Origin of the sequence: Paenibacillus sp. FSL P4-0176 (genome assembly GCF_037975265.1) — a bacterium.
Lineage (GTDB): Bacteria > Bacillota > Bacilli > Paenibacillales > Paenibacillaceae > Paenibacillus > Paenibacillus amylolyticus.
On sequence record NZ_CP150242.1, the window covers coordinates 3210956 to 3235983 of the forward strand.

Here is a 25028-nt window from a genome sequence, read left to right on the forward strand (position 1 = left end):
TTTTATGGATTCAATAATTATTCAAATTTGAAGCATCTTCGAATCGGACACATACGTTATACTGAATATGAGCTTCAGAACGACATATTTGTACGGAGATGTGGCGTGAGGTTTTTGTATCATGTTACAAGTTACATATTTCACAAACGATCTGCGGGAAAGGTGAGAATGAACTTTATGAAGACAGTGACAGGCCGATTCAGAATTGCGGGCATATGGGAGGGCGTATCCTTACTTCTGTTGATTTTTATTGCTATGCCTCTGAAATATTTTGCAGATATCTCTTCCGCTGTAGCCGTAATGGGCATGATTCATGGTATTTTGTTTCCTTTGTACCTAATTGCGCTAGTTCACTTGGCTTTAGTCAAGAAGTGGAAGATAACGCGCTGGCTGATGGGTGGACTGGCCGGTCTACTGCCGTTTGGAACTTTTGTATTTGAATCTTATCTTCGGAAGAGAGATTGGAAATAAAAATCAATAAGAATAAATGAAAGCAGGCGACTAATTCAGATGTTATCCGAATTGTCGCCTGTTACTTTCTGTACAAGTACTACTTTACTGTACCTTGTTGACGATCGGACAATAAGCTGACTCCAATATCGCCAGAGGCATTCGATACAGGTGCATATGCCGAGAAGGAAGTAACAACTACCAGCGCAGTGAACAGAAACAAGAATGATTTTTTCATACCATAACCTCTTTCATATGGGGATATATTCCATTTGATTCTAACGCATATAGGCTATACTTGAAAAGAAAAAGTTTAAATGAGCAAGCTATTGAATGATTGAAAGGGTTGAGCTTCTATGAAAGATATTCATGAGTTAACATCCATAGAAATGGTTGAAGAAGTTATTCAACAACATGAATTGGTTTTTTTGTATGTATCTCGTCCAGAGTGCAGTGTATGTTACGCTTTACTCCCCAAGATCAGGGCGTTGCTGGAACCTTATCCATCAATATACCTCGGTCACATTAATGCTAACGACGTGGAAGAAGTTGCTTCCAAGTTTCTTGTTTTTACCGTTCCAACAATGATCATGCTTGTGGAGCAGAAGGAATATATTCGAGCGGATCGTTTTGTTCGCTTGGAACGTCTGGAAGAGCAGCTGCAACAGATTCACTCCATGTATATCCAGGATGAGGAATAGAAAGCTAAAGCTTCATGAACGGCGGCTCATACATGAGCCGTTTTTTTGCGCCCGCAGTGGCATATAGCTATGAATAAAGTACATGATGTTTGAACTCGCAAATTAAAGTGTTGCCATGAAAACGGTTTTATGATAATTTAAACATTATAAAAACGTTTTTATAGTAAAGGAACAAAACTTATGGCAAAGATAACGATTAAAGATGTAGCAAGGGAAGCGGGCGTATCCATATCTACGGTCTCCAACGCCTTAAATGGTGTGGATGTCTTGAACCCGGAGACAAAATCACATGTTCTTAAGGTGGCAGAGCGTTTAAATTATGTGCCCAATCTGAATGGCAAGCTGTTGAAGTCCGGTCAAACCAAAATGCTTGGTTTTTTCACTACAAGTGTATCGGGTCCGTATTTCTATAAGCTGGTTGAGTCAATGTCTCGCGAATGTGATCGTCTTGGGTATGGTTTGAATGTATTTGTGACCAAGGATAAACACGTTATTATGAGTAATATTTTGGGTCGGCGGGTGGATGGTGTCATTATCTACGAAGAGCTTCGGATCGATGAGCAAGATATTATCGCCATGGAGAAAGACAAGATCAAGGCGGTTTTTCTGGATCGGGTCTATCAGAGTGATACGATGGGAAGTGTCATTTTTGACTCGTATGTGGCTGCTTATGAAGCAACCAAGTATTTAATTGGGCTGGGGCACAAGAAAATTGCTTATATTTCGGGCGTGGACACGATGTTTGACAGTGTGCAGCGTAGAGACGGCTATCTGGCTGCCTTGCATGAATACCAGCTTCCAATCGATGAAGATTACATTATACAAGGGTACTTTGAGGAGGAGAGCACGTATAGTGCGATAAAATCTTTTCTTCATTTGCACCCCGGCAAGCGGCCTGATGCATTTCTTGCAGGGAATGACTTGAGTGCAATTGGCTGTATGCATGCGTTGAAGTCTGAGGGTTTTGAAGTGCCTCAAGATGTTAGTGTCGTGGGTTTTGACGATATTGATATCGCACAGTATTTTTCTCCACCACTCACAACGGTAAGAAATCAAATTGCAAGACAGGGTATCCTGGCAATCAATCAACTGGTGGGTATGATCAAGGAGAAAGAACAAGGGGCTGCACAGAAATTGGCGGGTGAGCTGGTGGTTAGAGGTTCAAGCCATGTGAAGATCGACCGGAAAGACTACCGTACATAAGTTGACTCAGCTTCTTCTCCGGTCTTTTTTTACATAAATAAAAGCAAAGGGGATTTTTATGCCGAAAAATAAAAACGTTTTTATAAACATGTATGCATGATGGAGGGGAGTAAAAAAACGTGGATAAATTAGCCGTAGAGACTTCAACCGGTAAAAATGCGATCAGTCCCAATGGGAAGAAACCCATCGGGCAACGGATTAAAGAATTCATAGTCGATTATCGGAGACAATGGGAGATTCAATCGATGATTATCCCAGGCATTATCTTTATGATTATTTTCTGTTACATCCCGATTTACGGTTTGACAATTGCCTTCAAAAATTACACGGTCATTGATACGCTGGCTACCGCTCCTTGGGTAGGGCTCGATAATTTCAGAATCATTTTATCAGATAAATACTTCTGGGATGCAGTTGTGAATACGCTGGGGATCAGTTTTTTGAAATTAGGTATCGGGTTTGTCATTCCGATCATTCTCGCGATCATGATCTACGAGTTAAACAGCGGACGATTCAAGAAGTTTGTGCAAACGGTTTCATATTTACCTCACTTTTTGTCCTGGATCGTACTTGGGGGAATGCTGATCACCTGGTTTTCGACAACGGGCTTATTTAATCAGTTGTTACTTAGCCTGGGAGTGATCTCGCAACCGCAGAACATCTTGCTGGATGCAGGCAAGTATTGGTGGATTGCTACGTTATCGGATATTTGGAAAGAAGCAGGTTGGGGAACGATTCTGTATCTGGCGATCATGGCAAAGATTGACCCAACGTATTATGAAGCTGCCAAAATTGATGGTGCAAGCCGTCTTAGACAGATCTGGAATATCACATTGCCCAACATGAAATCAATCATAAGCCTAAATCTGATTTTAACTGTAAGCGGTTTATTAGGGTCAAATCTGGATCAGACCCTGGTTCTCATGAACTCCCAGAACCGCGATAAAGCGGAAGTCATCAATTCGTACGTCTACCGTATGGGGATGTCTCAGGGCGACTTTTCATATGCAACGGCCGTTGGCTTGGGTGTCTCCATCATCTCTGTTATTCTACTCGTCACGGCAAACAAAATCACAAGCAAATTAAACGATAATCAATCTGTGTTGTAGAAGGAGGCATCCCGCGTGAATGGAAAGGTGGCAAAAGAAGATCTCGATAGTCGGATCTTTGATACCTTAAATATGATTTTGTTAATCATCTGTACGATCGTTATTCTGGTCCCGCTCTGGAATGTCATCATCTCTTCCTTTAGCTCAGGCAAAGCGTTGGCGGAAGGTGGGTTCATCTTCTGGTCACCGGAATTCTCGCTGGAGAATTACAGAGCTGTATTCAATGATCAGGGCATATGGCAGGCCTTCTTCATATCGGTGTCCAAAACAACGATTGGCGTTGTTACACATGTGTTCTTCTGTGCCATGGTTGGTTACGGTCTGAGCAAAAAGTACATAAGAGGCCGTAAATTATACGTTGCCATGGGTGTTATTACCATGTTCTTCTCGGGCGGCATGATCCCGACATACCTGTTAATCAAATCACTTGGATTGTTAAACAGCTTCTGGGTGTACATTATTCCGGCGTTGTTCAGCTTCTATGATGTCGTAATTCTGATGAATTTCTTCCGGAATGTTCCGGATTCGCTGGAAGAATCGGCCAAGATTGACGGTGCAGGGGATTGGCATATTTTCCTGAAAATCTTCATTCCACTCTCCATGCCTGCCATGGCTACAATTGCGCTATTTAATGGGGTGGGGCAATGGAACGACTTCATGACAACCAAGTTATACATTACCGATCAGTCACTGTATCCACTTCAGATGATGTTGTATGAGATTATCGTTCAGTCCCAGACACAATCCATGCAAAATGTCGGGGGTTCGGCTGTGATAGAAACAACGACCAAAGGCGTGCAGCTAGCCACCATTGTCATTACGACACTCCCTATCGTGCTGATCTATCCCATCGTTCAGAGATACTTTATCTCGGGAATGATGCTCGGAGCAGTCAAGGAATAGGAGCAACCAATAACCCATTTTGAGGAGGAACAAAAATATGTTGAAGTTGAACAAGGCAGCAGGCAAAAAAGGAATTAAATTGCTCGCAACACTGCTCACAGCCGTACTTATGATTACAGGTTGCAGCGGTGGATCGGGGGGCTCCAGTGAAGGGAATTGGGTATCCATTGAAGATCGTTATACGGTTGACCCGGAAAAGCCAGCTTGGCAGTTGGATAAAAAGGAAGAGGCTACCGACCTGACATGGTACGTCAATGCGGACTGGTGGAACACTGATTTTGGCAAGGACATTGTTACCAAGAAAATCAAAGAGGATCTGAACATCAATATTAAATTCATCACGGGTGATGATACCAAGTTAAACACCTTTTTCGCCGGTGGAGATATGCCTGACTTGCTGACCGTATTTGACTCCAATTCTCCTGTGGTACAAAAAGCAGCAACCTGGGCGATGCCGCTGAACGATCTGGCGGAAAAATATGATCCTTACTTTAATAAAGTTGCAGCTGCCGATACATTGAACTGGTTCCAATTGGCGGATGGTAAAACCTATGGTTACCCGAACTATTCCAATACGCAAGAGGATTATGATAGTGGTAACATTCCAGCCAAAACGGCATTTATCATTCGTAAAGATGTGTACGAAGCTTTGGGTAGTCCGGTCATTGGAACGCCAGAAGAATTCCAGAGTGTGATGAAACAGATCAAGGAGAAGTTCCCTGCGCTGATTCCATTCGGCTTTAATGCCGTAGGTGAAGGAACGGGTTCACTCGGAGATACGTTGCAAGACTTCATTGGTGTTCCGCTTGAGAACGAGAATGGAGAATTCTATGATCGTAACCTGGATGAAGATTACCTCACGTGGTTGAAAACATTGAACACCGTGTATAGAGACGGCAATATCAGTGATGACAGTTTTGCCGATGATGGTACGGCTTTTGAAGAGAAAGTGAAATCGGGAAAATATGCAACGATGTTGCTGGATGGCACACCTCAACAGGGAGGAAACCTGCAAATTTATATGAGCGCCAATGAAGGCAAAGAATACGTCGCCATTGATGGGCCACAGAGTACCAAGGGCAATGAGCCAACCTTGAATCAGTCCGGTATTACAGGCTGGATGATCAACTTTATTTCCAAGGACTGTAAAGACCCGGCCAAGGCAATTCAAATCTTTACGTACTTATTGAGTGAAGAAGGACAGACGCTTATGAATTACGGGATCGAAGGGGAGACCTTCCAAACCAAAGCCGACGGTAGTGTAGAATTACTGCCAGCAGTGAAAGACATGCAACTGCATAATGCGGATCAATTTAAAAAGGATTATCGAATGGGTGAGTTTATGTTCTTCGGTCATGACCGCCACAAAGCACTCAGTGCAGATGCTTTTCCTGAAGCGATTAAACAGATGCAGGAGTGGGGCAAAGGCAAGCTGAAACCACACTTTATTCTGGAGAATATTAGCCCGGATCAAGGTACACCTGAAGCTCGTGCGTTGTCAGCAATCAATACGAAGTGGAATACAACACTGGTCAGTATGGTACGTTCCAAGGATGATGCCTCGTATGACAATGCACTGGCTTCTTACAAGTCATTTTTAGGTGAGAATCGTTGGGAAGAGATTGTGAAGGTACGCAGTGAAAAGATGAAATTGAACAAAGAGAAACTAGGCATTCAATAATAGAAATATGAAGGAGAATCTTATGACTACATTTAAAATGTACAAATCTACGGGTGAAGAAGATTTATTTGTATCTCTAACCCAAGATCAATTGAAACCACTGGATGCTGATAAGGAGACAACGACCATCCATCTGGATGATCAGCTAACGTATCAGGAGATGGACGGATTTGGTGCTTCTTTTACCGATTCATCTGCCTATTTGATCAACCAAATCTTGAATGAGGAACAACGGGATGAGGTCATGACCCGACTATTCCATCCGGAGAAAGGGATCGGGCTGTCAGTCATCCGTAATCCGATGGGCGCTTCGGACTATGCGAGAACGGTATACAGTTATAACGATATGCCCGAACAGCAGACGGACCCGGAATTAACCCAATTTAGTATTTCACATGATGAAGAGGATGTTATTCCTTTAACGCAAAAGGCGTTGGCATTGAATCCTGAAATGAAACTGTTTGCTTCACCATGGAGTGCACCGGGATGGATGAAAACGAGCGGATCGATGATTACCGGACAGTTGAAGGTTGAATGGTATCCCGTTTATGCTGAATATTTCGTGAAATACATTCAAGCGTATGGCAAGCATGGATTACCGATCCATGCCATCACACCACAGAATGAGGCGCTTTATGAACCAAGGCACTATCCCGGTATGTTGATGCCAGCCGAAGCACAAGCAGATTTTATCAAAAACCATCTCAAACCAGCCTTTGTGCAAAACAATATTCAAACCAAGATTCTCTGTTACGATCACAACTGGGATCAACCGGACTATCCCCTGACTGTACTTGAACAAGCGGGAGATGAAGTGGACGGCGTGGCCTGGCACTGGTACGGGGGCGATGCTTCCGCTCAAACGAAGGTTTATGAAGCTTTTGCAGGTAAAGAAGTGCATTTCACTGAAGGCTCAGGCGGGGAGTGGATTCCGCCATTTGAGCAAGCCTTCTCGAATGTGATGCGAACGGGAATCCACATTCTTCGTAATTACAGCAAGTCATTTGTACTCTGGAATATGGCACTTGATGAGAACAACGGTCCTACGGTCCCTGGCTTTGGACAAAGTACGTGCCGTGGCATCGTACAGGTGAATCAGCAAACAAAGGAACTTACGTATACACTTGATTATTATGCTCTGGCTCATTTTAGTGCTGTGATCCGTCCGAAGGCTGTTCGGATCGAATCAACATCCAGTTATGATGGAATTTGTTCTGTGGCTTTTAAAAATGCCGATGGTTCCGTAGCTCTAGTCCTCTTCAATGATGGGGAGAAGACGGGTAACATACAGGTTAAGCTACGCGACGATGTATTGATGAAGTTCCAGCTGGAAAGCAAGAGTGTCATGTCCGTATTGATCACAGATTAATAAATGGATGGAGTTATAAGTAGGCTTCATCAGAAAAGAAACCAAAAGAAGCGATATCCGGAATGTACTCGGATATCGCTTCTTTTGGTGAAATTCATCTATTCAGGGTTATATTATACGGGCTGAATAGCGAGATGGGGTGTCCCACTACTCTCATCAACGAACAGTATATATTGGTTGCCAGCTGTCCCTGTTAAGACCAGACCGGGTTGACCTGCAACACCAGGATTGTAATATCTGAATTGTTGCAAAACGGGGAGGGAGACTGGAAGAGTAGGTTGATTAAGTGCCATTAATTGTGTAGCGGCCTTAACGCTATCTCCAGCTTCAATCACTCCGCCTACACCCAAATGGTTGACAATCGAGGAGCTGGCGTTGATTTGAAGGCTGCCTGTTATGGTCTGACTGCCATTGACGTTTAGATCGACACCAACGGTTTGATTACCATTAACTTGCAGATCTTGGTTAATGGTCTGATTACCGGTGACAAGGATGCTATCAAAAGTTGGCAAAGATATCATCTCCTATACAGTATTCATATATTCTATGAGGACAAGATCTGGAATGATCCGGGTGGCCACACATTATATACTTGGGATAAAGCCCCTTTTGCAAAAAAAGAGTTAGCGAAACACTATGTCATGCATATTGTAGGCAGAGAATGTTTTCGTATGGAACGGGAGGGTTTGCTATCCAAAAGAAGTCAAAAATGCAGGTTAAGTCCACGAAAAAGAAACGTTCAGTTCATGATGCGAACCGGTTATTCCTGAGACAGATGAATGTGGTTCTGAACAGGAAACTCAAATCCATGCGTAAACATATGGAAGTACAGCAATTGGAACTGAATCAGCAATGGCTGAAAATGATGCAGGTGGGAAGCATACCTACCCGAGAAGTACCAAAAGTGATCTATAAGGAGTTAAATGTGCTTCTTATCACTCCTTGTAATGACCGAGAAATGTCATCACATTGTGTCCTGATTGAACAGAGTCTGAAACATCTCGTGAGAAATGTGAATGAGATTAAATATATCGAAACCGTGTCAGCCTGTTTGTCTTCCTATGATGTTGACCTGATTATGGTTATCGGAAGCCGAGAAAACTTGCCGGATGAGAATATTACAGCATTAAGGACATCCACCGTGAAAAAGGCCATCTGGTTGTCTGCCGATCAACAAGTGAATCAAAGCGAAACTATTCTACCGATTTTTGATCACGTGTTTACACAACATTCAACCCAAATAAGCGATGATCAGCATCATATGGGAAGCACTGGTAGTCATGAACTGTTCATGCCACCTGATCCACATATATTCTGTCCGCAAGCTGTTCCCTCGGAGTACGAATCGGATGTTTATATCATCGGGGATGCAGAATCGGATGGCATCGTCAACGCTGTTGCCAAATCGGGTCTTTTGGATAACAAAAAGGTTCGGGTAGATGGAAAGGGTTGGGCACAGATCGGGGATTTCAAGCCTGTTCATACGAATGAAGCTCGTCAGATGTTATATAACGGAAGCAAACTGGTTATTCATCGTGGCGAATCAATCAAAAACGTGATGGAAATTGCCGCATGTGGGACGTTTCAACTCATAGGACCATCTGTGAATCAGAGCAACGGGATTGACCTTAGTAACTTTCAACAATACAACTCTTGTGAAGAGCTCACTCAGAAGTTTGAACTTTACTGGCATAGTGTTGATGCAAGGAGACTGGCCGCTAGCCATGCTCTGGCATACATGAAATATAATCAATCCCATCTACAAAAAACATTGCGACTGCTGGATATCATTTTCATATAAATCATCCCAAAAATCACAGGAGCGTAGGCTGCATCATGTTGCTGCATTGGAGGAGTTCTGATTGAAGGTAATTGCTCTGCATCTGCCCCAATTTCACCGGATTGAGGAGAACGACCGATGGTGGGGGGACGGTTTTACCGAATGGACGAATGTAAAAAAAGCCGCGCCTTTATATTCGGGTCATCATCAGCCTAAACAGCCATTTCAGGGGAAATATTATGACCTTTCCGATCCAGATGTACGAAAGTGGCAAGCGGAAACGGCTAAACAGCATGGCATTTATGGATTTTGTTATTATCATTATTGGTTCAAAGGCAAGCGTTTGCTGGAAAAACCAGTGAATGAAATTTTGGATAGTGGGGAGCCTGATTTTCCTTTTTGTTTGTCTTGGGCCAATGAGACATGGACAAGAAAATGGGATGGGCAAGAATCCGATATTCTCATGGCCCAGAATTATGGGGATCGAGAGGATTGGGAAGAACATTTCAATTATTTGGTAAAAGTATTTAAGGACAAACGATATATTCGAGTGGAAGGTAAGCCGTTGTTTGTGATCTATCGACCAGCCAGTATTCCGCAATGTGAGGAAATGATTCAGTTTTGGCGTGAATTGGCTTTGAAGCATGGCCTGAAAGGGATTCATTTTGTGCAGACCATTGGTGGATTCCCTACATTTAATCGTCAGGTCTTTGATGCGAGTATGGAATTTGAACCGCATTATACGTTTGCACATGGACATATGAATGGAATCTGGATCGAAATGAACATCAAGGGACAGCAGCATATTGCTGTGAATTACGACAAGGTATGGTCCTCCATTCTCGAACGAACACCACACCGTAACGGAGAAATTGTCTATCCAGGTGCTTTTGTCAATTGGGATAATACACCGCGGAGAGGTGTTGACGGACAGAGTACGCTCGGGGCCACCCCAGAGAAGTTTGGGCTGTATCTGTCCAGACAGATGGAACGAGCGAGGACGCTGTACAAAAGTCAGTATCTTTTTGTTAATGCCTGGAACGAGTGGGCGGAAGGGGCATATCTTGAGCCGGATCAAAACTATGGTTACGCTTATTTGAGAGAACTCAAGAAAGTAACTCAGCATGAATCGAATAGAAACAAGTCTATAGGAGGGAGTTCCGAATGAGGGAACTCTCTCTCTGCTATGGTCTTATTTATAAACCATGTTTCGTTGTAAGTACCGTTTGTTGTTTGCGGTACTCCGTTGGAGTTAACCCTGTATGCTTTTTGAACTGTCTGGAGAAATAATACAAATCACTGAAACCGAGATGCTCGGCGATGGCAGTGATTGTGTTCGGGGTGCAGGCCAGTAACTCCTTGGCCTTATCGATTTTTTTGCCAGTAATATAGAGGATCGGAGGAACTCCGATCTGCTGCTTGAAGAATCGAATGAAATAATTTGGATGCATGTATGCGATCTGGGCCAGTTCTTGAACCGAAATATTCTCTTCGATGTTGGAATCAATATACGCCAGAATGGTGGATAGTTTCTCCATGACAGGCACGTTAATAAAAGAGATCTGATCCAGATCCAGATTCATTATATAGTGGGACAGTAGCTCGGTTAATTTACTCTTGGCCATCATATGGCCATAGACTTCATCGGATTTTGCATATGTAAGGATACTGCTGAAGATTGCTTGAATCAACTCAGGTTGATCTATCGTACAGATGTGTGGGAATTTCAGAATTTGGAACAAATTGATTCCCCCAACCTTTGCGCTAAAGTGACACCAATATTTGAGAAAAGGACTCTCATTAATGGCAGAGTAAGACTGTTTGATCCCCTCTGGCATTAAAATAAGCTGATTAGGCGCAGGATAATACTCCTCATCCCCAATTTTGAGCCAACCTTCACCTTCGCATATGAAATAAAACTTGCTGTAATCGGGCGTGTAATCCAGATCCCGCCAATCCGTATCGCACCGATTGTAATTGACCATGAATAATTCGACTTGGAGATTGGACAGGTAGTTCGTAAGCAAAGTTTGGTGATTCATACTTTTCATCTCCATACAAGGTTATTATTGTCCATCTAAAAGTTAGTGTTCTGCATGTCTATCTTTCGGCCGTAGCACTACAATACAACTACAGACAATAACAGAAGGGATGAGAACATCTCATGGACAAAAACGAATATTTGCAACATATTGAAGCAACGATTGAGAGCGGTAAATTCAAGGACAACTGGAGTTCGCTTAGCACCTTCCAAGTTCCAGAATGGTACCCAAAAGCGAAATTCGGCATATTCATTCACTGGGGGCTATATTCTGTACCGGCCTATGATAGCGAATGGTATTCGCGAAATATGTACATACAAGGCACCAAAGCTTATGAACATCACCTTGAGGTGTATGGACCTCATAAGGACTTTGGATATAAAGACTTCATTCCGATGTTTCGTGCAGAGAAGTTTGATGCAGACGAATGGGCAACGTTATTCAAACAGGCTGGAGCCAGATATGTTATGCCTGTGGCAGAGCACCATGATGGTTTTCAGATGTACAAAAGCTCTATCTCTCACTATAACACATATGAAATGGGGCCCAAACGGGATCTTCTGGGTGAGATGAAGGTTGCATACGAGAAGCAGGGGCTGACATTATGCGTGTCGTCTCACCGCGCCGAGCACTGGTTCTTCATGTCTCATGGGAAGGAGTTTGATTCAGATATTAAGGAACCTCTGGAGCGTGGGGATTTCTATTGGCCTGCCATGCCTGAACCCAAGGATCACTTCGACTTGTATGACTCACCTCCAACCGAGGAGTATCTGGAGGACTGGTTGATTCGCTGTTGTGAACTGGTCGATCAATACCAGCCAAAGGTCTTTTATTTTGATTGGTGGATTCAAACGGTTGCGTTCAAACCCTATCTTAAAAAATTTGCTGCCTATTATTATAACAAAGGCGAAGAATGGGGTGTGCCTGTAGCTATCAATTATAAACATGAGGCCTACATGTTTGGTAGTGCCGTTCCGGATGTGGAGCGGGGACAGTTCGCTGAGCTTAAGCCCTATTTTTGGCAAACGGATACAGCTGTTGCTAAAAACTCATGGTGTTATACGGAAAATAATAACTATAAAACGGCTGAAGAGATCATTCGGGATCTCGTCGATATTGTAAGCAAAAACGGAAATTTACTGCTGAACATTGGACCCAAAGCAGACGGCAGCATACCGGAAGAAGATCGTGAGATTTTGCTGAGCATTGGCAAGTGGCTGGAAGTGAATGGGGAAGCGATCTATGACACGTCATTCTGGCGTACGTTTGGCGAGGGTCCGACAGAGGTGAAGGAAGGGCAATTCACGGATGGGGATACGAAGATATTTACGAGTGAAGATATACGGTTTACGTTAAAAGAAAGCGATCTGTATGCCACGGTTCTTGCCTATCCAGATAACGGGGTGGTGCAGATTAAATCCCTGAAGGAAAATTCTCACCATTTTCAAGGGGTCATTCAAGATATTCAGGTACTTGGTTACGAGGAACAACCGAAATGGGAGAGAACAGCGGACGCACTGATGATCACAACGACAACTGTGAAAAGTAATGCGCCTATTGTTTTCAAAATTAAATTGGACTAATCAACAAAGATAAATTAAATACTGTAAATATAGAAAAGGGCGCATCCAGGAGTATTGTACTCATCGGATAGCGCTCTTTTGGTTGGGCTATATATAGGGCTGACTTCCATGCAAAATCCTCTCCGTGATAATGGAGGTTTCTCCAAGATGAAACTGTAATTCGGAAATTCACTTATATAATAATCACGAAATTCTTGCTTGCTAATATACTGATATCATCAAACCAGTGATGTTCGCCTGTAATGGATTGATTGAGACTCACTAAGGAGGATCTGCAAAAAGATGAAACCAAAGAAACGCATCAGATATGGTTGGAGCGGATTTAAGAAAAAAAAAGCTGAGGACTGTGACCATCCCCAAGAGCAGCACAAAGAACACCATCACGAGCACCATCATAACCACCACAATCATCATCACAATAACCACCATCATAAGTGTTTTGACAAAGAAGCCGAATTCCTTCTCAAATTAATTGGTGAGTTGAAGGGAGCAATTGTACAGGTTTTTGCCAATCCCTCGCCTCACAATGTTTCACTTCTGATTGAGGTACTGCGTAAATTACTGGCTCTGGTTCATTGCTCGGATTTGAAAAAGGGAACCAAGGCAGATCTCGAAGCGATCTTGGAGCTTACCATTGTATCTGCAGAGGCCGTTCCATTTTCTCCGATCAGTGTGGGAACCAATTTGCAGCAATTGCTGGATGTGCTCCTATCTGTCATTTTACAGGGGAATATCGATTCGGCTGAGAAAGATCAACTGGTCATTTTGATCCGTGCGACCGAATTGGCTATCACAACAGGGCTTAGAAACATAGGCAGTCAAGGTCCGGCAGGACCTGCAGGACCAGCGGGTCCTCAGGGCGTACCTGGTCCACAAGGCCCGGCTGGCGCTGCTGGTGCTCAGGGTGGTGTAGGTCCAGCTGGTACACCGGGAGCTGCTGGTGCCCAGGGACCAGCAGGTGCAACAGGTGTTACTGGAGCAACGGGTGCGGCAGGCCCAGCAGGTGGCGCAACAGGAGCGACAGGTGTAACGGGGAGTACAGGAGCTGTTGGGGCAGCGGGCGTTACAGGAGCAACAGGTGATCCTGGCGTAGCAGGAGCCACCGGAGTCACAGGGAATACGGGTGCAGCTGGACTTGCGGGAGTCACCGGGGCAACGGGTGTGACAGGAGATACGGGTGCAGCCGGAATTGCAGGGGTAACCGGGGCTACCGGCGCAACTGGGATTGCGGGAGTAACTGGCAGCACGGGTGTAACTGGAGCTACGGGTTCTGGCGCCATTATACCGTTTGCTTCTGGCGGACCTGCCATATTAACAACGATTCTTGGTGGACTGGTTGGAACGACAAGCCTTATCGGTTTCGGCAGCTCGGCAACAGGAGTCAGCATTCTGGGTGGCACGATTGATTTAACGGGAACGATTGTCGGACCACTCATTAACTTTGCGTTCTCTGTCCCACGGGATGGCGTTATAACTTCGATTGCTGCCTATTTCAGTACCACAGCAGCCTTGGCCTTGGTCGGTTCAACAGTGACCATCACTGCGCAATTATTCAGTTCACCTACTCCTGATAATGCATTTACTGCGGTTCCGGGGGCGGTCGTTACACTGGCACCTCCACTCACCGGTATTATTGCTTTGGGTAGTATCTCCAATGGCATAACAACCGGATTGACTATACCTGTGACTGCACAGACACGTCTGCTACTGGTGTTCTCGGCAACGGCAGCCGGACTCACACTTGTGAATACGGTTGTCGGGTATGCAAGTGGCGGCGTGAACATTACATGATGAGATATAAATTTTGAGATGAACGACATGAGAGTTCTCATGTCGTTCTTTTTCTTGATTTGAAATTTTGAGTGTCAGGTCTTGGTTGTATAGAACTACTACAAACTATTATTCATCAAAAAAATGCATGAATACGAAAAATAAGCTGAAATACGTAAGCGACATCAGACACATAAAAGCATTAAATAGACTTATTTTCTATATTTTTCAATATAGTGCTTGTGTATATCGAATAATGACTTTATACTATACCAATAAAATCCAATTAAATTCCTAATCGACTATTATATGTAATTAAAATGTTTAACTACTCACCCGAATCACGATCGAAAGTCATATTCACCACTCCTTAGCAAGCGTTCTGCTAACGCTCCAGATTACCCTTCCACATGAATGCTTATAGACATTCACTCTCATTGCATGATTCAAACACCCAAATTATTTACTCACATGTTTTAATCCAATTCATTCAATCTCCTAAACTTCCAAGTAAAAAAACATAGACTGATCTGTTATCTCTTCTGACTCATATTGTTCCCTAACCAGACCTGTAAAGGAGGTGAGGCTTTATGTGAAATCCAGGGCATCTATTTCATCCGCAATAAAGGTTAATTTACCGTTTCATTATGCAGAGAAGGGCATATGTACCAGACTAAATTAAAAAAACCGGGTAAAAGGAGTGGAAAAGTTTGATAAAGATTAATCGGTTACGCAAGCCCATCTCCATGGGGCTCTCGCTTCTCCTTGCATTTTCGATCATTCATCCGGTTTCAGCTGAAAACTCCACATCATCCAAATTGGATATGAAATCTGGACTTGCCAAAGTTACGGAGTCCAAAGTAAACGCCAAGTTGACCAAAGAATTTGATGGTAGTGAATATGTGACCTATCTGGTGAAAATGAAGGAACAGGTGGATACAGCAGCAGTCTCCAAACAGGCCCTTGAAAAGGCGACCATAGCCAAACAAACGGCTTCAGCCACAAAGCTGTCCGTTCGTAATTCGGTCGTCAGCTCTCTGCGAGAAACGGCCTCGCGTACACAATATCCATTGGAAACTTATCTGGAAAAGGAAGTTGACCTGGGTAAGGTCAAAGAATATAAAAGCTATTTTATCGTCAATTCACTGGCAGTAACGAGTACCAAAGAAGTCATGGAACAGATTGCGCTGCTGCCTGAGGTGGAGAAGATTCTACCGAATGAGACACGATACTTACAGAAAGCCGAAGTGAGTAAAGAACCGGCAAATGCAGCATCAGGCAAAGATGTTGTCCAAACGCCAACTAAAGACTCTTCAGTCGGAGTCAAAGACAAAGAGCCTGCTGCAAAAGACAAGCTTGCGACAGAAAACGTGGAATGGAACCTGGATTACATCAATGCGCCAGCCGTGTGGGATCGGGGCATCGATGGAACAGGGATTGTTGTAGCCAATCTGGACAGCGGTGTGGATTATACCCACCCGGCGCTCCGCAGCAAATGGCGGGGACTGGATGCCTCGGGCAATATCGTTGATCCCGAACTGAGCTGGTATGATCCGCACAGTAATGCTTCCCTCCCTGCGGACGAAGACGGGCATGGTACGCACACGATGGGTACGATGGTTGGCTCCGAAGCAGATGGTACCAACCAGATCGGGGTTGCTCCCGGTGCAAAATGGATTGGTGTGCGGATATTCAATCCGGAAACAACAGATGCCATTATTCTCGATGGCGGACAATGGTTGATCGCTCCGGTGGATGCGGAAGGTAATCTGCATCCTGAACTTGCACCGGATGTTGTTAACAACTCGTGGGGCGGAGGCGCAGGATTGGATGAATGGTTCCGTCCTATGGTCCAAGCTTGGCGTGATGCGCAGATCTTTCCCGAGTTCTCCGCAGGTAATGTAAGACTGACGAATCCGGGTGGTCCCGGCTCTGTTGCGAACCCTGCGAATTACCCTGAAAGTTTTGCCACGGGAGCCACAGATATCAACGGAAATCTGGCTTCGTTCTCCCTGCTGGGCCCATCCCCGTATGGGGAGATCAAACCGGAAGTATCTGCCCCTGGTGTGAATATCCGTTCATCAGTTCCGGGCGGTGTATATGAGGGAGGCTGGAACGGAACGTCCATGGCAGGCCCGCATACAACTGCGCTTGCTGCACTGCTGCTTCAGGCCAATCATTCCCTTACAGTGGATCAGCTGGAGCAGATCATTACAGATACAGCCACGCCGAGAACCGATAGTCAGTATCCGACATCTCCTAATAACGGCTACGGTCACGGCATTATTAATGCCCTTGATGCTGTGGGTTCTGTACTCGAAGGGATCGGCACAGTATCCGGCAGAGTGGTTACGGCCGGAGATGATCTGGAAGAGCCAGTACTGGCACATACCCCTGTTAATTCTGCCTTTACAGGCATCGATATACCATTAACCGCTCATGTGACAGATAACGTCGCAGTAGTCTCCGTCGAGGCTTTTGCCAAAACGACAGGCACCAACCAGTACGTTTATCTACCGATGAACCGGATTGCTGGAGATAACAAAGATGGGACATATACAGCGACAATCCCTGCTTTTCTTATTGAACCGCAAGGTGTGGAGTATTATATCCGCGTGAATGATTATGGCAACAACGGATTCGAAAGTCAGGTATATAAAGTGGCTGTCTCCAATGGTGTTCAGCCAGGATACCTTCAGGATTTTGAAGAAGATCAGCTGGGCTTCACGACTGGCGGAACCGGAAGTACCTGGGTATGGGGAGCACCAAGCAGTGGTCCTGGAAGTGCATACTCCGGTGACAAGGTGATTGCAACCAATCTGCAAGGAACTTATGTGGCGAATAGCAATGCATATCTGCTTGCGCCGCCTATTGATCTAACCGAGAGTCCAGAAGGGGCGTTATTATCCTTCAAGCACTGGTATGACCTGGAGAATAACATCGACTTCGGCAAGGTATACATCGCTTCCGAGGATAGCGATTATGTGTTCGAAGAGCTGTTAACCTTCACGGGTACAGGTGGCAATTGGAAGACACAATATGTGGATCTTCGCGAATACGCGGGACAGCAGGTGTTCATCAAGTTCAATCTGACGAGCGATAATTCATTGCAAAAGGCTGGCTGGTACATTGATGATTTCGCTGTAGAAGAACTGGATGAGATTGCTCCGGGCGCTCCTGCCGGATTGTCTGCGACAGCCGATATTCTTGGTAATGTAGCCTTGAGCTGGACGGGTCCGAGCGATGAGGATCTCGAATCCTATATCGTATATCGCTCCACAACCGCAGGTGCAGGTTATGAATCCATTGGAACTGCAACAGGAACAACGTTTACAGATACGGCTACGGTGACAGATTCGACGTATTATTATACCGTTGCCGCACTTGATTATAGTGGCAATGAAAGCGACAAATCGAATGAGGTCTCCATTACCGTAGAGGTGCCTCAGGATATCTACATCGATCATTTCGATGGCAGTGATGATAACGGCTGGACTCATTCAGGAACCAAAGATGAGTGGGAACGCGGTATTCCGGTAACGGGACCTGCCAGCGCGGTTTCTCCACCGAATGTCTGGGCGACTGATCTCGACAATACGTACGAGAGTGGCTCCAACTATTCACTCGTATCTCCGGTCATTGATTTGACGGATGTGTCCGAAGGAACACTCACGTTTAATCATTGGTACGAGATTGAGAGTGGATACGACTACGGGTATGTGGAAGTCACCAAGGATGGTGGAACCACATGGTCGGAACTGGGCAAATTCTCACATAGTACAAACGGTAAACAATGGACACCCGTATTTTATGATCTAAATGCACTTACCGGTAATGAAGTTCAATTCCGATTCCGCCTGACCTCAGATAACAGTGTTGTGAAGACAGGCTGGTTCATTGATGATTTCCGTGTACTGGGAGTTGCTGCGGAGACGGTAACGGAGGACAGTGCGGTTGTGCTTAACAATGACAAACCAAAACCGTCCTATGATAATCCATGGTACAAAATTTCGCGGACAGACAAAGCGGAATTTAACAAAACGAAACAGCAACAACCTGAAGTTGAAAAACCAGGAACAGGTTCGGTTAATCCACAAAGCCTGCCTGCAAGTGCAACGGTTACCGTACTGGAAACCGGACGTTCGGTGAAGACAGATCCAGCTACAGGCAAGTATAACTTCACACACGTAGCAGGTGATTACACGTTAAAAGCTGAAGCATATGGATATTATCCTCGAACTCAGCAGGTGACGATTACAGATGGCAATGGAGCCAAAGCCAACTTTAATCTGGAAGCAATTCCGCATGGGCAGATTGAAGGTGTAGTAACGGATGAGCGGACAGGACAACCACTGGCTGATGCTTCCGTTCTCGTGGTGGAAGATGCGAATGTAGGTGAAGTTCGCACAGGTTCAGATGGCAGCTTCGATATTCAGGTATTGGAAGGAAGTTATACCCTATCCATCCGGGCTGCAGATTATTACAGTAAAACCGTTACTGTGACAGTCCCTGGTAATGGTACGGCTGAGGCAAATGTTGCCTTAAAACCATTCATCGGTTTCCCTGGGGAAATTGCTTATGATGATGGAACAGCAGAGAACGCACGAGCTTTTAATGCTGCGGATAACGCTTGGGCAGTTCGAATGACACCAGAGCTGGAGAGCGCTCAACTGACAGGTGCATCGTTCCGATTCTGGAACACAGAATGGCCTGTACCTGGAGGCACAGCGTTCCAATATGCCGTATATGATGCATCGGGTGCGGGCGGAGCTCCGGGACGACAACTGGCTGGACCATTTGACGGTACTGCACTTCGTAACGATCAATGGACAACTGTTGAATTCCCGGAACCGGTCATTGTAACGGGTGATTTCTATATCGTGTATGTACAAAGCGTAGCCGGAACAAGTGCTCCGGGACTCGCTACCGATGAGAATGGTACGAATGCTGGTCGAAGCTGGCAGCGTGTAAGCGGAGCATGGAGTACTTCACCGGTAGAAGAAGGCAATTACATGATTCGTGCGGTCGTGAGATATCCGGTAAATGCACCTGTGCTCACAGTACCTGCAAACACGTATACGAATCAATCGACCTTCACTGTGTCGGGAACGTCTCCGGCATCTGGAGCTCAGATCAAGATCTACAACGGCAAGGATCTGGCTGGCACCACAACGGTGGCAAATGGGAAGTTCTCATACGGTGTGAAGCTCCGTTCTGGCATTAATGCGATTACTGCGGAGGCAGTGGTAGACGGTAAAACAACGGACCGTTCACTTCCCGTAGTCATTATTCTGGATCAGACCAAACCACAATTGACGATTCTCACGCCAGCTCAAGGGGATCGCATCAATGCAGAAGTGGTTCACGTAACGGGTAATGTCGTGGAACAATTCCTCGATAAGGTAACCGTTAACGGACAAACCGTACAAGTGGGTAAAGACAGAAGTTTCAGTCACCGTGTATTGGTCAATGAAGGCGAGAACACAATTACCATTACAGCAACCGATATCGCTGGCAACAAAACAACCGTAACCCGCACCGTCTATGTGGAAACGGCGTTGCCAGAACTTACGAATATTACTCCGGCTGAGGATGTTCGAATCACATCAGGGCAGAGTGTTACCGTTTCATTTGACAGTAAACCTGGTCTGCAAGCATCTTTCCGTATTCAGTTACCGCTGAATCTGAATGACCAGGGGGCAGGAGAGGTTCCGTTGGTGGAGACTGAACCTGGTCGTTACACAGGTACGTACACAACACCTTCATCCCTTGTTCTGGAGGGTGGAGTCATTGTGATTCGTGCTCAGGATGCAGCAGGCAACAAAGTAGAGGCGGAAGCAGCTGGACGATTGTTCGTCAGCGCAGCACAAGAACAATCAGTTCCAGAACCAGATTCGAGCCCTGAAGAGAATGGAACGGAAGTGAGTCCACCGTCCGCTGAGGGTCTGCAACCTTAATTATGCAAAGTATGACTTGGACGTTAACTGCATTTTGACCATCTAAGCAAGAAGCCGATAAGCCGAGGTATCCGGGCTTGTCGGCTTTTTGTTGTATCTCGATTCACATCTGACGCCTAAGATTAATGAAGCATCCATTGGGATGTTTTTTCTTTTGCTCTCATATGACAGCAGGTGAGTTGTCTCCTTTCTTCACATTAATGATATAACATGATATATTAGGATGTAGAACATGAGAAGTATGGGTATTTATGGAGGTGCTTGTATTGGGGAAAGACTCGGCATCCAAGCCGATGTATGAACAGATCTTTGAATCCTTGCGCGAACGGATACAGCTTCATCAATATCAAGTGGGTGAGCGTGTTCCTTCGGAGAAGGAATTATGTGATGAATTCGGAGTGAGCCGGATTACAACTAAAAAAGCACTTGAGATGCTGGCGAGTGAACAATTAATTGTTCGTCAGCCGGGACGGGGTTCCTTTGTAGCCGACACAGCAGATATGTTACAGGAAAGACCTAACAGACCTGCTCCGCGTGCTTCGGTTAAAGATCCAGAGAAGAAGCTGCTCATTGGTCTGGTCATTACTAATTTCAGTGATATGTATGGTACAGAACTGTTATATGGTATGGAAGAAGCTTCGCGAGAGCATGATTGTTTTCTTGTACTTAGACGTTCCTTCGGGATTCCCGAGCAGGAGGAACAGAGCATTCAGGAACTGCTGGAACTGGGTGTGGATGGATTGATTATTTTCCCGGCACAGGGTGAATATTTCAGCGATGAGATTCTTAAACTGGTCGTTAACAAATTCCCGTTTGTCCTGATTGACCGGTACTTGAAAGGAATTCCGGCTTCATCTGTCAGTACGGATAATGTAGGCGCCGCGCGAGAAGGGACGAATTATCTGTTCAACCTCGGTCACCGACACATCGCTTTTCTGACGCAGCCTCCGGCGAACACTACACCGATTGAAGAACGAATTGAAGGAATCATTGAGGCTCATCATGATCAAGGGGTGCTGGTGAACAGGGAACTGTGGTTAGAATCTTTTCTTTCGACACTGCCAAGTGTGTTTGATCCTCAAGTCGAGGTCCGTGATGTGGAGACATTGGTGGAACATTTACAGAAATACCCCCAGATTACTGCACTCTTTGCTGCGGAGTATCATATTGCTTTACTTGCAGAACAGGCAGCGGATCGGCTTGGTCTGAGAATCCCGGAAGATATGTCCATCATTTGCTTTGACAGTCCAAACGCTGCCGAAGGAAGCCGTGTAACCCATATGAGACAAAGTCAGTTTGATATGGGAAAACAGGCATTCGAGATGGTGCTTCAAAGTATGCAGAACAACGAAATGACAGTGAACAGAGTTGTTTTACCTGCCCGATTGGTGAAGGGTAAGTCAACGAGTATGGTGAAACAAAAGGGTTAATTATAACAACTTAATATTCATTGTGTTCAATCAGGGGCTTCGTATAAACGAGGCCTCTTTTTGGTGCGGATAAAATGGGGAGAATTGCTTTAAATGGTATATTATTTGGTGTCTTCAAATTAAAATAACATGCTAATATACAAATAAATATATTGACATAACATTATATTCGTTTTAGGATGATGAAAGCGGTTAACAAACTGGATTACATAAGGAGGACAACATGCTGACACCTAGAGATAATCAAGAAATTTCCCCCTCGATATACGACATGATTGATCAGGTTAACAAACGTATGCCGGACCATCCGGAACTCAACCAAATGTTCAAAAATTGTTTTACCAATACGATGGCAACCACAATACAGCGCAAAGAAGATGGAACAACTTTTGTGATTACGGGAGATATTCCTGCCATGTGGTTACGTGATTCTGCTGCTCAGGTGAGACCATATTTGGTTCTCGCTTCAGAGGATGAAGATATCGCCGACATGATCGCTGGACTGGTTGAACGTCAACTGAATTATATTCTCCTGGACCCTTATGCAAACGCTTTTAATGAGACGGAGAGTGGGAAAGGACATCAGGAAGACCTGACGCAAATGAATGATTGGATCTGGGAACGGAAGTATGAGATCGACTCATTGGCTTATCCGATTCAGCTCAGTTATCTCTTGTGGAAGAACACAGGAAGAACAACTCAATTCAATGATACGTTCCGTAAAGCAGCCCAGATCATCATGCAGTTATGGCAAGTGGAACAGCATCATGAGACGAAATCACCCTACACGTTCCAACGTCTGGATGCTCCCGAAACCGATACGCTCACCCGAGAGGGACGAGGTACTGAAACAGTTTACACAGGCATGACTTGGTCGGGATTCCGTCCCAGCGACGATCGTTGTGAATATGGTTATCTGATTCCATCCAATATGTTCGCTGTTGTGGCGCTTCGATATCTTCAGGAAATTGCTGAAGCGGTGTTCGAGGATGAAACGCTGGCAGCGACTGCTAAGCAGTTGGAGCAAGAGATCAACAAAGGTATTCAGGATTATGGCACCGTTGAACATCCGGAATATGGAACCATATATGCGTACGAAACGGATGGGAAAGGCAATCACAATCTGATGGATGATGCCAATGTGCCAAGTCTGCTGTCTTTACCTTATCTCGGATATGTCGAGGAGAACGACGAGGTGTATCAGAATACACGCCGTTTCATTCTTTCCTCGCACAACCCGTATTTTTATGAGGGAACAGCAGCAGCAGGAATCGGTAGTCCGCATACACCGGAAGGGTACATCTGGCATATCGCTTTATCGATGCAGGGGCTGACTACAGAGGATCGCAATGAAAAACTACGATTGCTTCAGCTTATCCATAAGACGGATGCGGATACCGGACTGACCCATGAAGGTTTTTCGGCCAACAATCCACATGAATATACACGTCCATGGTTTTCATGGTCCAACATGCTCTTTAGTGAACTGATTATGGATTATTGCGGATTCCGCGTACAGAAATAGATAGGGAAGCAAGAGATAACCTGCGAGTACATTATAACGTTCGGAGTTCGTTGAATTCCGACAAGAGGAGAGCGAATCATGAGAAAAATATCATTGAAAATGCCGGTAGCAGCAGTTATGACATCCTTGCTCATTCTTACTACAGCCTGTTCGGGCGGAAGCTCAAGCACAGGCACAACCAGTGATGGCAAGAAGGAAGTAACTGTATCGTTCCGTTCTTCAGGATCTGAAGATACACTTACGAAATTCTTCCAATCAGGCTTGGTGGATCAATTCGAGAAAGAAAACCCGGATATCAAAATCAACATTGCGCCTGTACTGGCAAGTGAAGGCGATTATACGTCCAAAATGGTTCTGCAAATGAAATCCCCGGATACGGCACCGGATGTCATTGCTGAAGATACATCCATCATCAAATCCGATGCTGCTGCGGGATATCTGGAGCCGCTGGATACACAGGTTCAGGGATGGCCCGATTGGGAAGAACACATCATCGACAACCTGAAGGCAGGGGTTACCGGAGAAGACGGCAAAGTGTACGGCGTTCCGGCTACCTCGGATACACGCGGAATCTGGTACAACAAGGAACTGTTTCAACAGGCAGGACTTGAAGTTCCGTTCAAACCTGCAAGCTGGGCAGAAGTGCTCGAAGCAGCACGTACGATCAAGCAAAAACTGCCGGGTGTGACACCACTTAATATGATCGTGGGCAAAGCAAACGGTGAAGGTGTCACCATGCAAACACTGGAAATGCTGCTCTATGGTACGGCGGACACGCTGTATAACGACACCAGCAAGAAATGGGTCGTGAACAGCCCGGGGCTGCTGGATTCCTTCAAATTCATAGATCAAGTGTTTAACACGGATAAAACAGGTCCAACCATGCAGGTTGCCCTGAATGGACAAGCTGGCAGTATTGCATTCCAGCAACAGTTCCCGCAAGACAAACTGGCGATGGCTGTAGATGGTAGCTGGGCAGGTTCGACATGGGCCGAGAACGGTGCTGCTCCAATCGCCAACGTTGAAGAGAAAATAGGTTTTGCACCATTCCCGACACAAAATGGGGAAGAACCTGGAGCAACTACGATGTCTGGCGGATGGGCTTGGTCTGTTCCTGCACAAGCGAAAAACAAGGAAGAAGCTTGGAAATTTATCGAGTTTCTGATGAATAAGGAAAATGCGACTGCTCGTGTAGTGGCGGAAGGCAGCCTCAGCCCACGTAATGATTCCACAGAAGTTGAAGGTTATACGGATCGTCCATATACCAAAGAAGCACAGGAACTCTTGAATGTGGCTCACTTCCATCCAGCGAACGATCAATATGCAGCGGTATCCGCACAATTGCAAAGCATTGTTGAGAGTATTGCCTCTGGCAAGCTGACGCCGGAAGAGGGAGTTACACAATTGAAGGACAACGTATCCCGTTCCCTTGGCGCTGACAGCATCGAAGAGAAATAAGGATATCGATATATTCGGAGGGGGAGGCATAATCTCCCCTTTTTCCGGTTCGAATGGAGAGTGACTT

Annotated in this window: 18 protein-coding genes; 15 read left to right on the top strand and 3 right to left on the bottom strand. The window is 45.2% G+C overall.

The window, feature by feature from the left end:
- Nucleotides 1-177: 177 nt before the first annotated feature.
- Nucleotides 178-471, top strand: coding sequence for a DUF3817 domain-containing protein (locus tag MKY95_RS14665; protein ID WP_036608336.1), 294 nt, complete (start codon nt 178-180; stop codon nt 469-471).
- A gap of 79 nt (nt 472-550) precedes the next feature.
- On the opposite strand, the gene MKY95_RS14670 is transcribed toward MKY95_RS14665, so the two are convergent.
- Nucleotides 551-688: a hypothetical protein gene (locus tag MKY95_RS14670; protein WP_167350856.1), complete on the bottom strand. Its 138-nt coding sequence runs from the start codon at nt 686-688 to the stop codon at nt 551-553.
- A gap of 118 nt (nt 689-806) precedes the next feature.
- Between MKY95_RS14670 and MKY95_RS14675 the strand changes: the two genes are divergently transcribed.
- From MKY95_RS14675 to MKY95_RS14700, 6 genes are all read left to right on the top strand, one after another.
- Complete coding sequence (locus MKY95_RS14675) at nt 807-1151, top strand: thioredoxin family protein (protein ID WP_339199390.1); 345 nt, start codon at nt 807-809, stop codon at nt 1149-1151.
- A gap of 180 nt (nt 1152-1331) precedes the next feature.
- Complete coding sequence (locus MKY95_RS14680; protein WP_017688676.1) at nt 1332-2354, top strand: LacI family DNA-binding transcriptional regulator; 1023 nt, start codon at nt 1332-1334, stop codon at nt 2352-2354.
- 119 nt (nt 2355-2473) lie between these two features.
- On the top strand, nt 2474-3463 hold the full coding sequence (locus MKY95_RS14685) for an ABC transporter permease subunit (RefSeq protein ID WP_200868492.1): 990 nt from the start codon (nt 2474-2476) through the stop codon (nt 3461-3463).
- A 15-nt stretch (nt 3464-3478) separates the two neighbouring features.
- Nucleotides 3479-4366 (top strand): carbohydrate ABC transporter permease, encoded by an 888-nt coding sequence (locus MKY95_RS14690; RefSeq protein ID WP_017688674.1) that lies wholly within the window; start codon nt 3479-3481, stop codon nt 4364-4366.
- A 37-nt stretch (nt 4367-4403) separates the two neighbouring features.
- Entirely contained in the window at nt 4404-6047 is a 1644-nt protein-coding gene (locus MKY95_RS14695) for a sugar ABC transporter substrate-binding protein (protein WP_339199393.1), read from the top strand.
- 22 nt (nt 6048-6069) lie between these two features.
- Complete coding sequence (locus tag MKY95_RS14700; RefSeq protein WP_076249443.1) at nt 6070-7416, top strand: glycoside hydrolase family 30 beta sandwich domain-containing protein; 1347 nt, start codon at nt 6070-6072, stop codon at nt 7414-7416.
- 113 nt (nt 7417-7529) lie between these two features.
- Here the strand turns inward: MKY95_RS14700 and MKY95_RS14705 are convergent, their stop codons facing one another.
- Nucleotides 7530-7937, bottom strand: a complete 408-nt coding sequence (locus MKY95_RS14705) for a hypothetical protein (RefSeq protein ID WP_235193806.1) — start codon at nt 7935-7937, stop codon at nt 7530-7532.
- Nucleotides 7938-8125: 188 nt separating this feature from the next.
- On the opposite strand from MKY95_RS14705, the gene MKY95_RS14710 reads away from it, so the two are divergent.
- Nucleotides 8126-9217, top strand: a complete 1092-nt coding sequence (locus tag MKY95_RS14710) for a hypothetical protein (protein ID WP_339199398.1) — start codon at nt 8126-8128, stop codon at nt 9215-9217.
- 61 nt (nt 9218-9278) lie between these two features.
- Entirely contained in the window at nt 9279-10364 is a 1086-nt protein-coding gene (locus MKY95_RS14715; protein ID WP_339199401.1) for a glycoside hydrolase family 99-like domain-containing protein, read from the top strand.
- A gap of 28 nt (nt 10365-10392) precedes the next feature.
- Here the strand turns inward: MKY95_RS14715 and MKY95_RS14720 are convergent, their stop codons facing one another.
- On the bottom strand, nt 10393-11238 hold the full coding sequence (locus MKY95_RS14720; protein ID WP_339199404.1) for an AraC family transcriptional regulator: 846 nt from the start codon (nt 11236-11238) through the stop codon (nt 10393-10395).
- Between the two features lie 122 nt (nt 11239-11360).
- Between MKY95_RS14720 and MKY95_RS14725 the strand changes: the two genes are divergently transcribed.
- The 6 genes from MKY95_RS14725 (at nt 11361) to MKY95_RS14750 (ending at nt 24961) form a co-directional block, all read left to right on the top strand.
- Nucleotides 11361-12821, top strand: coding sequence for an alpha-L-fucosidase (locus tag MKY95_RS14725; RefSeq protein WP_076317989.1), 1461 nt, complete (start codon nt 11361-11363; stop codon nt 12819-12821).
- A 282-nt stretch (nt 12822-13103) separates the two neighbouring features.
- The gene (locus MKY95_RS14730; protein ID WP_083669681.1) at nt 13104-14612 is read left to right on the top strand and encodes an exosporium glycoprotein BclB-related protein; all 1509 of its coding nucleotides are present in this window, start codon (nt 13104-13106) and stop codon (nt 14610-14612) included.
- 689 nt (nt 14613-15301) lie between these two features.
- A complete protein-coding gene (locus tag MKY95_RS14735; protein WP_339199406.1) occupies nt 15302-20548 on the top strand; it encodes a S8 family serine peptidase in 5247 nt (1748 codons plus the stop codon).
- Between the two features lie 257 nt (nt 20549-20805).
- Complete coding sequence (locus MKY95_RS14740; protein WP_339199976.1) at nt 20806-21978, top strand: GntR family transcriptional regulator; 1173 nt, start codon at nt 20806-20808, stop codon at nt 21976-21978.
- A 223-nt stretch (nt 21979-22201) separates the two neighbouring features.
- Nucleotides 22202-23503: a glycoside hydrolase family 125 protein gene (locus tag MKY95_RS14745; RefSeq protein WP_339199410.1), complete on the top strand. Its 1302-nt coding sequence runs from the start codon at nt 22202-22204 to the stop codon at nt 23501-23503.
- Between the two features lie 78 nt (nt 23504-23581).
- Nucleotides 23582-24961, top strand: coding sequence for an extracellular solute-binding protein (locus MKY95_RS14750; RefSeq protein WP_339199413.1), 1380 nt, complete (start codon nt 23582-23584; stop codon nt 24959-24961).
- Nucleotides 24962-25028: the final 67 nt, after the last annotated feature.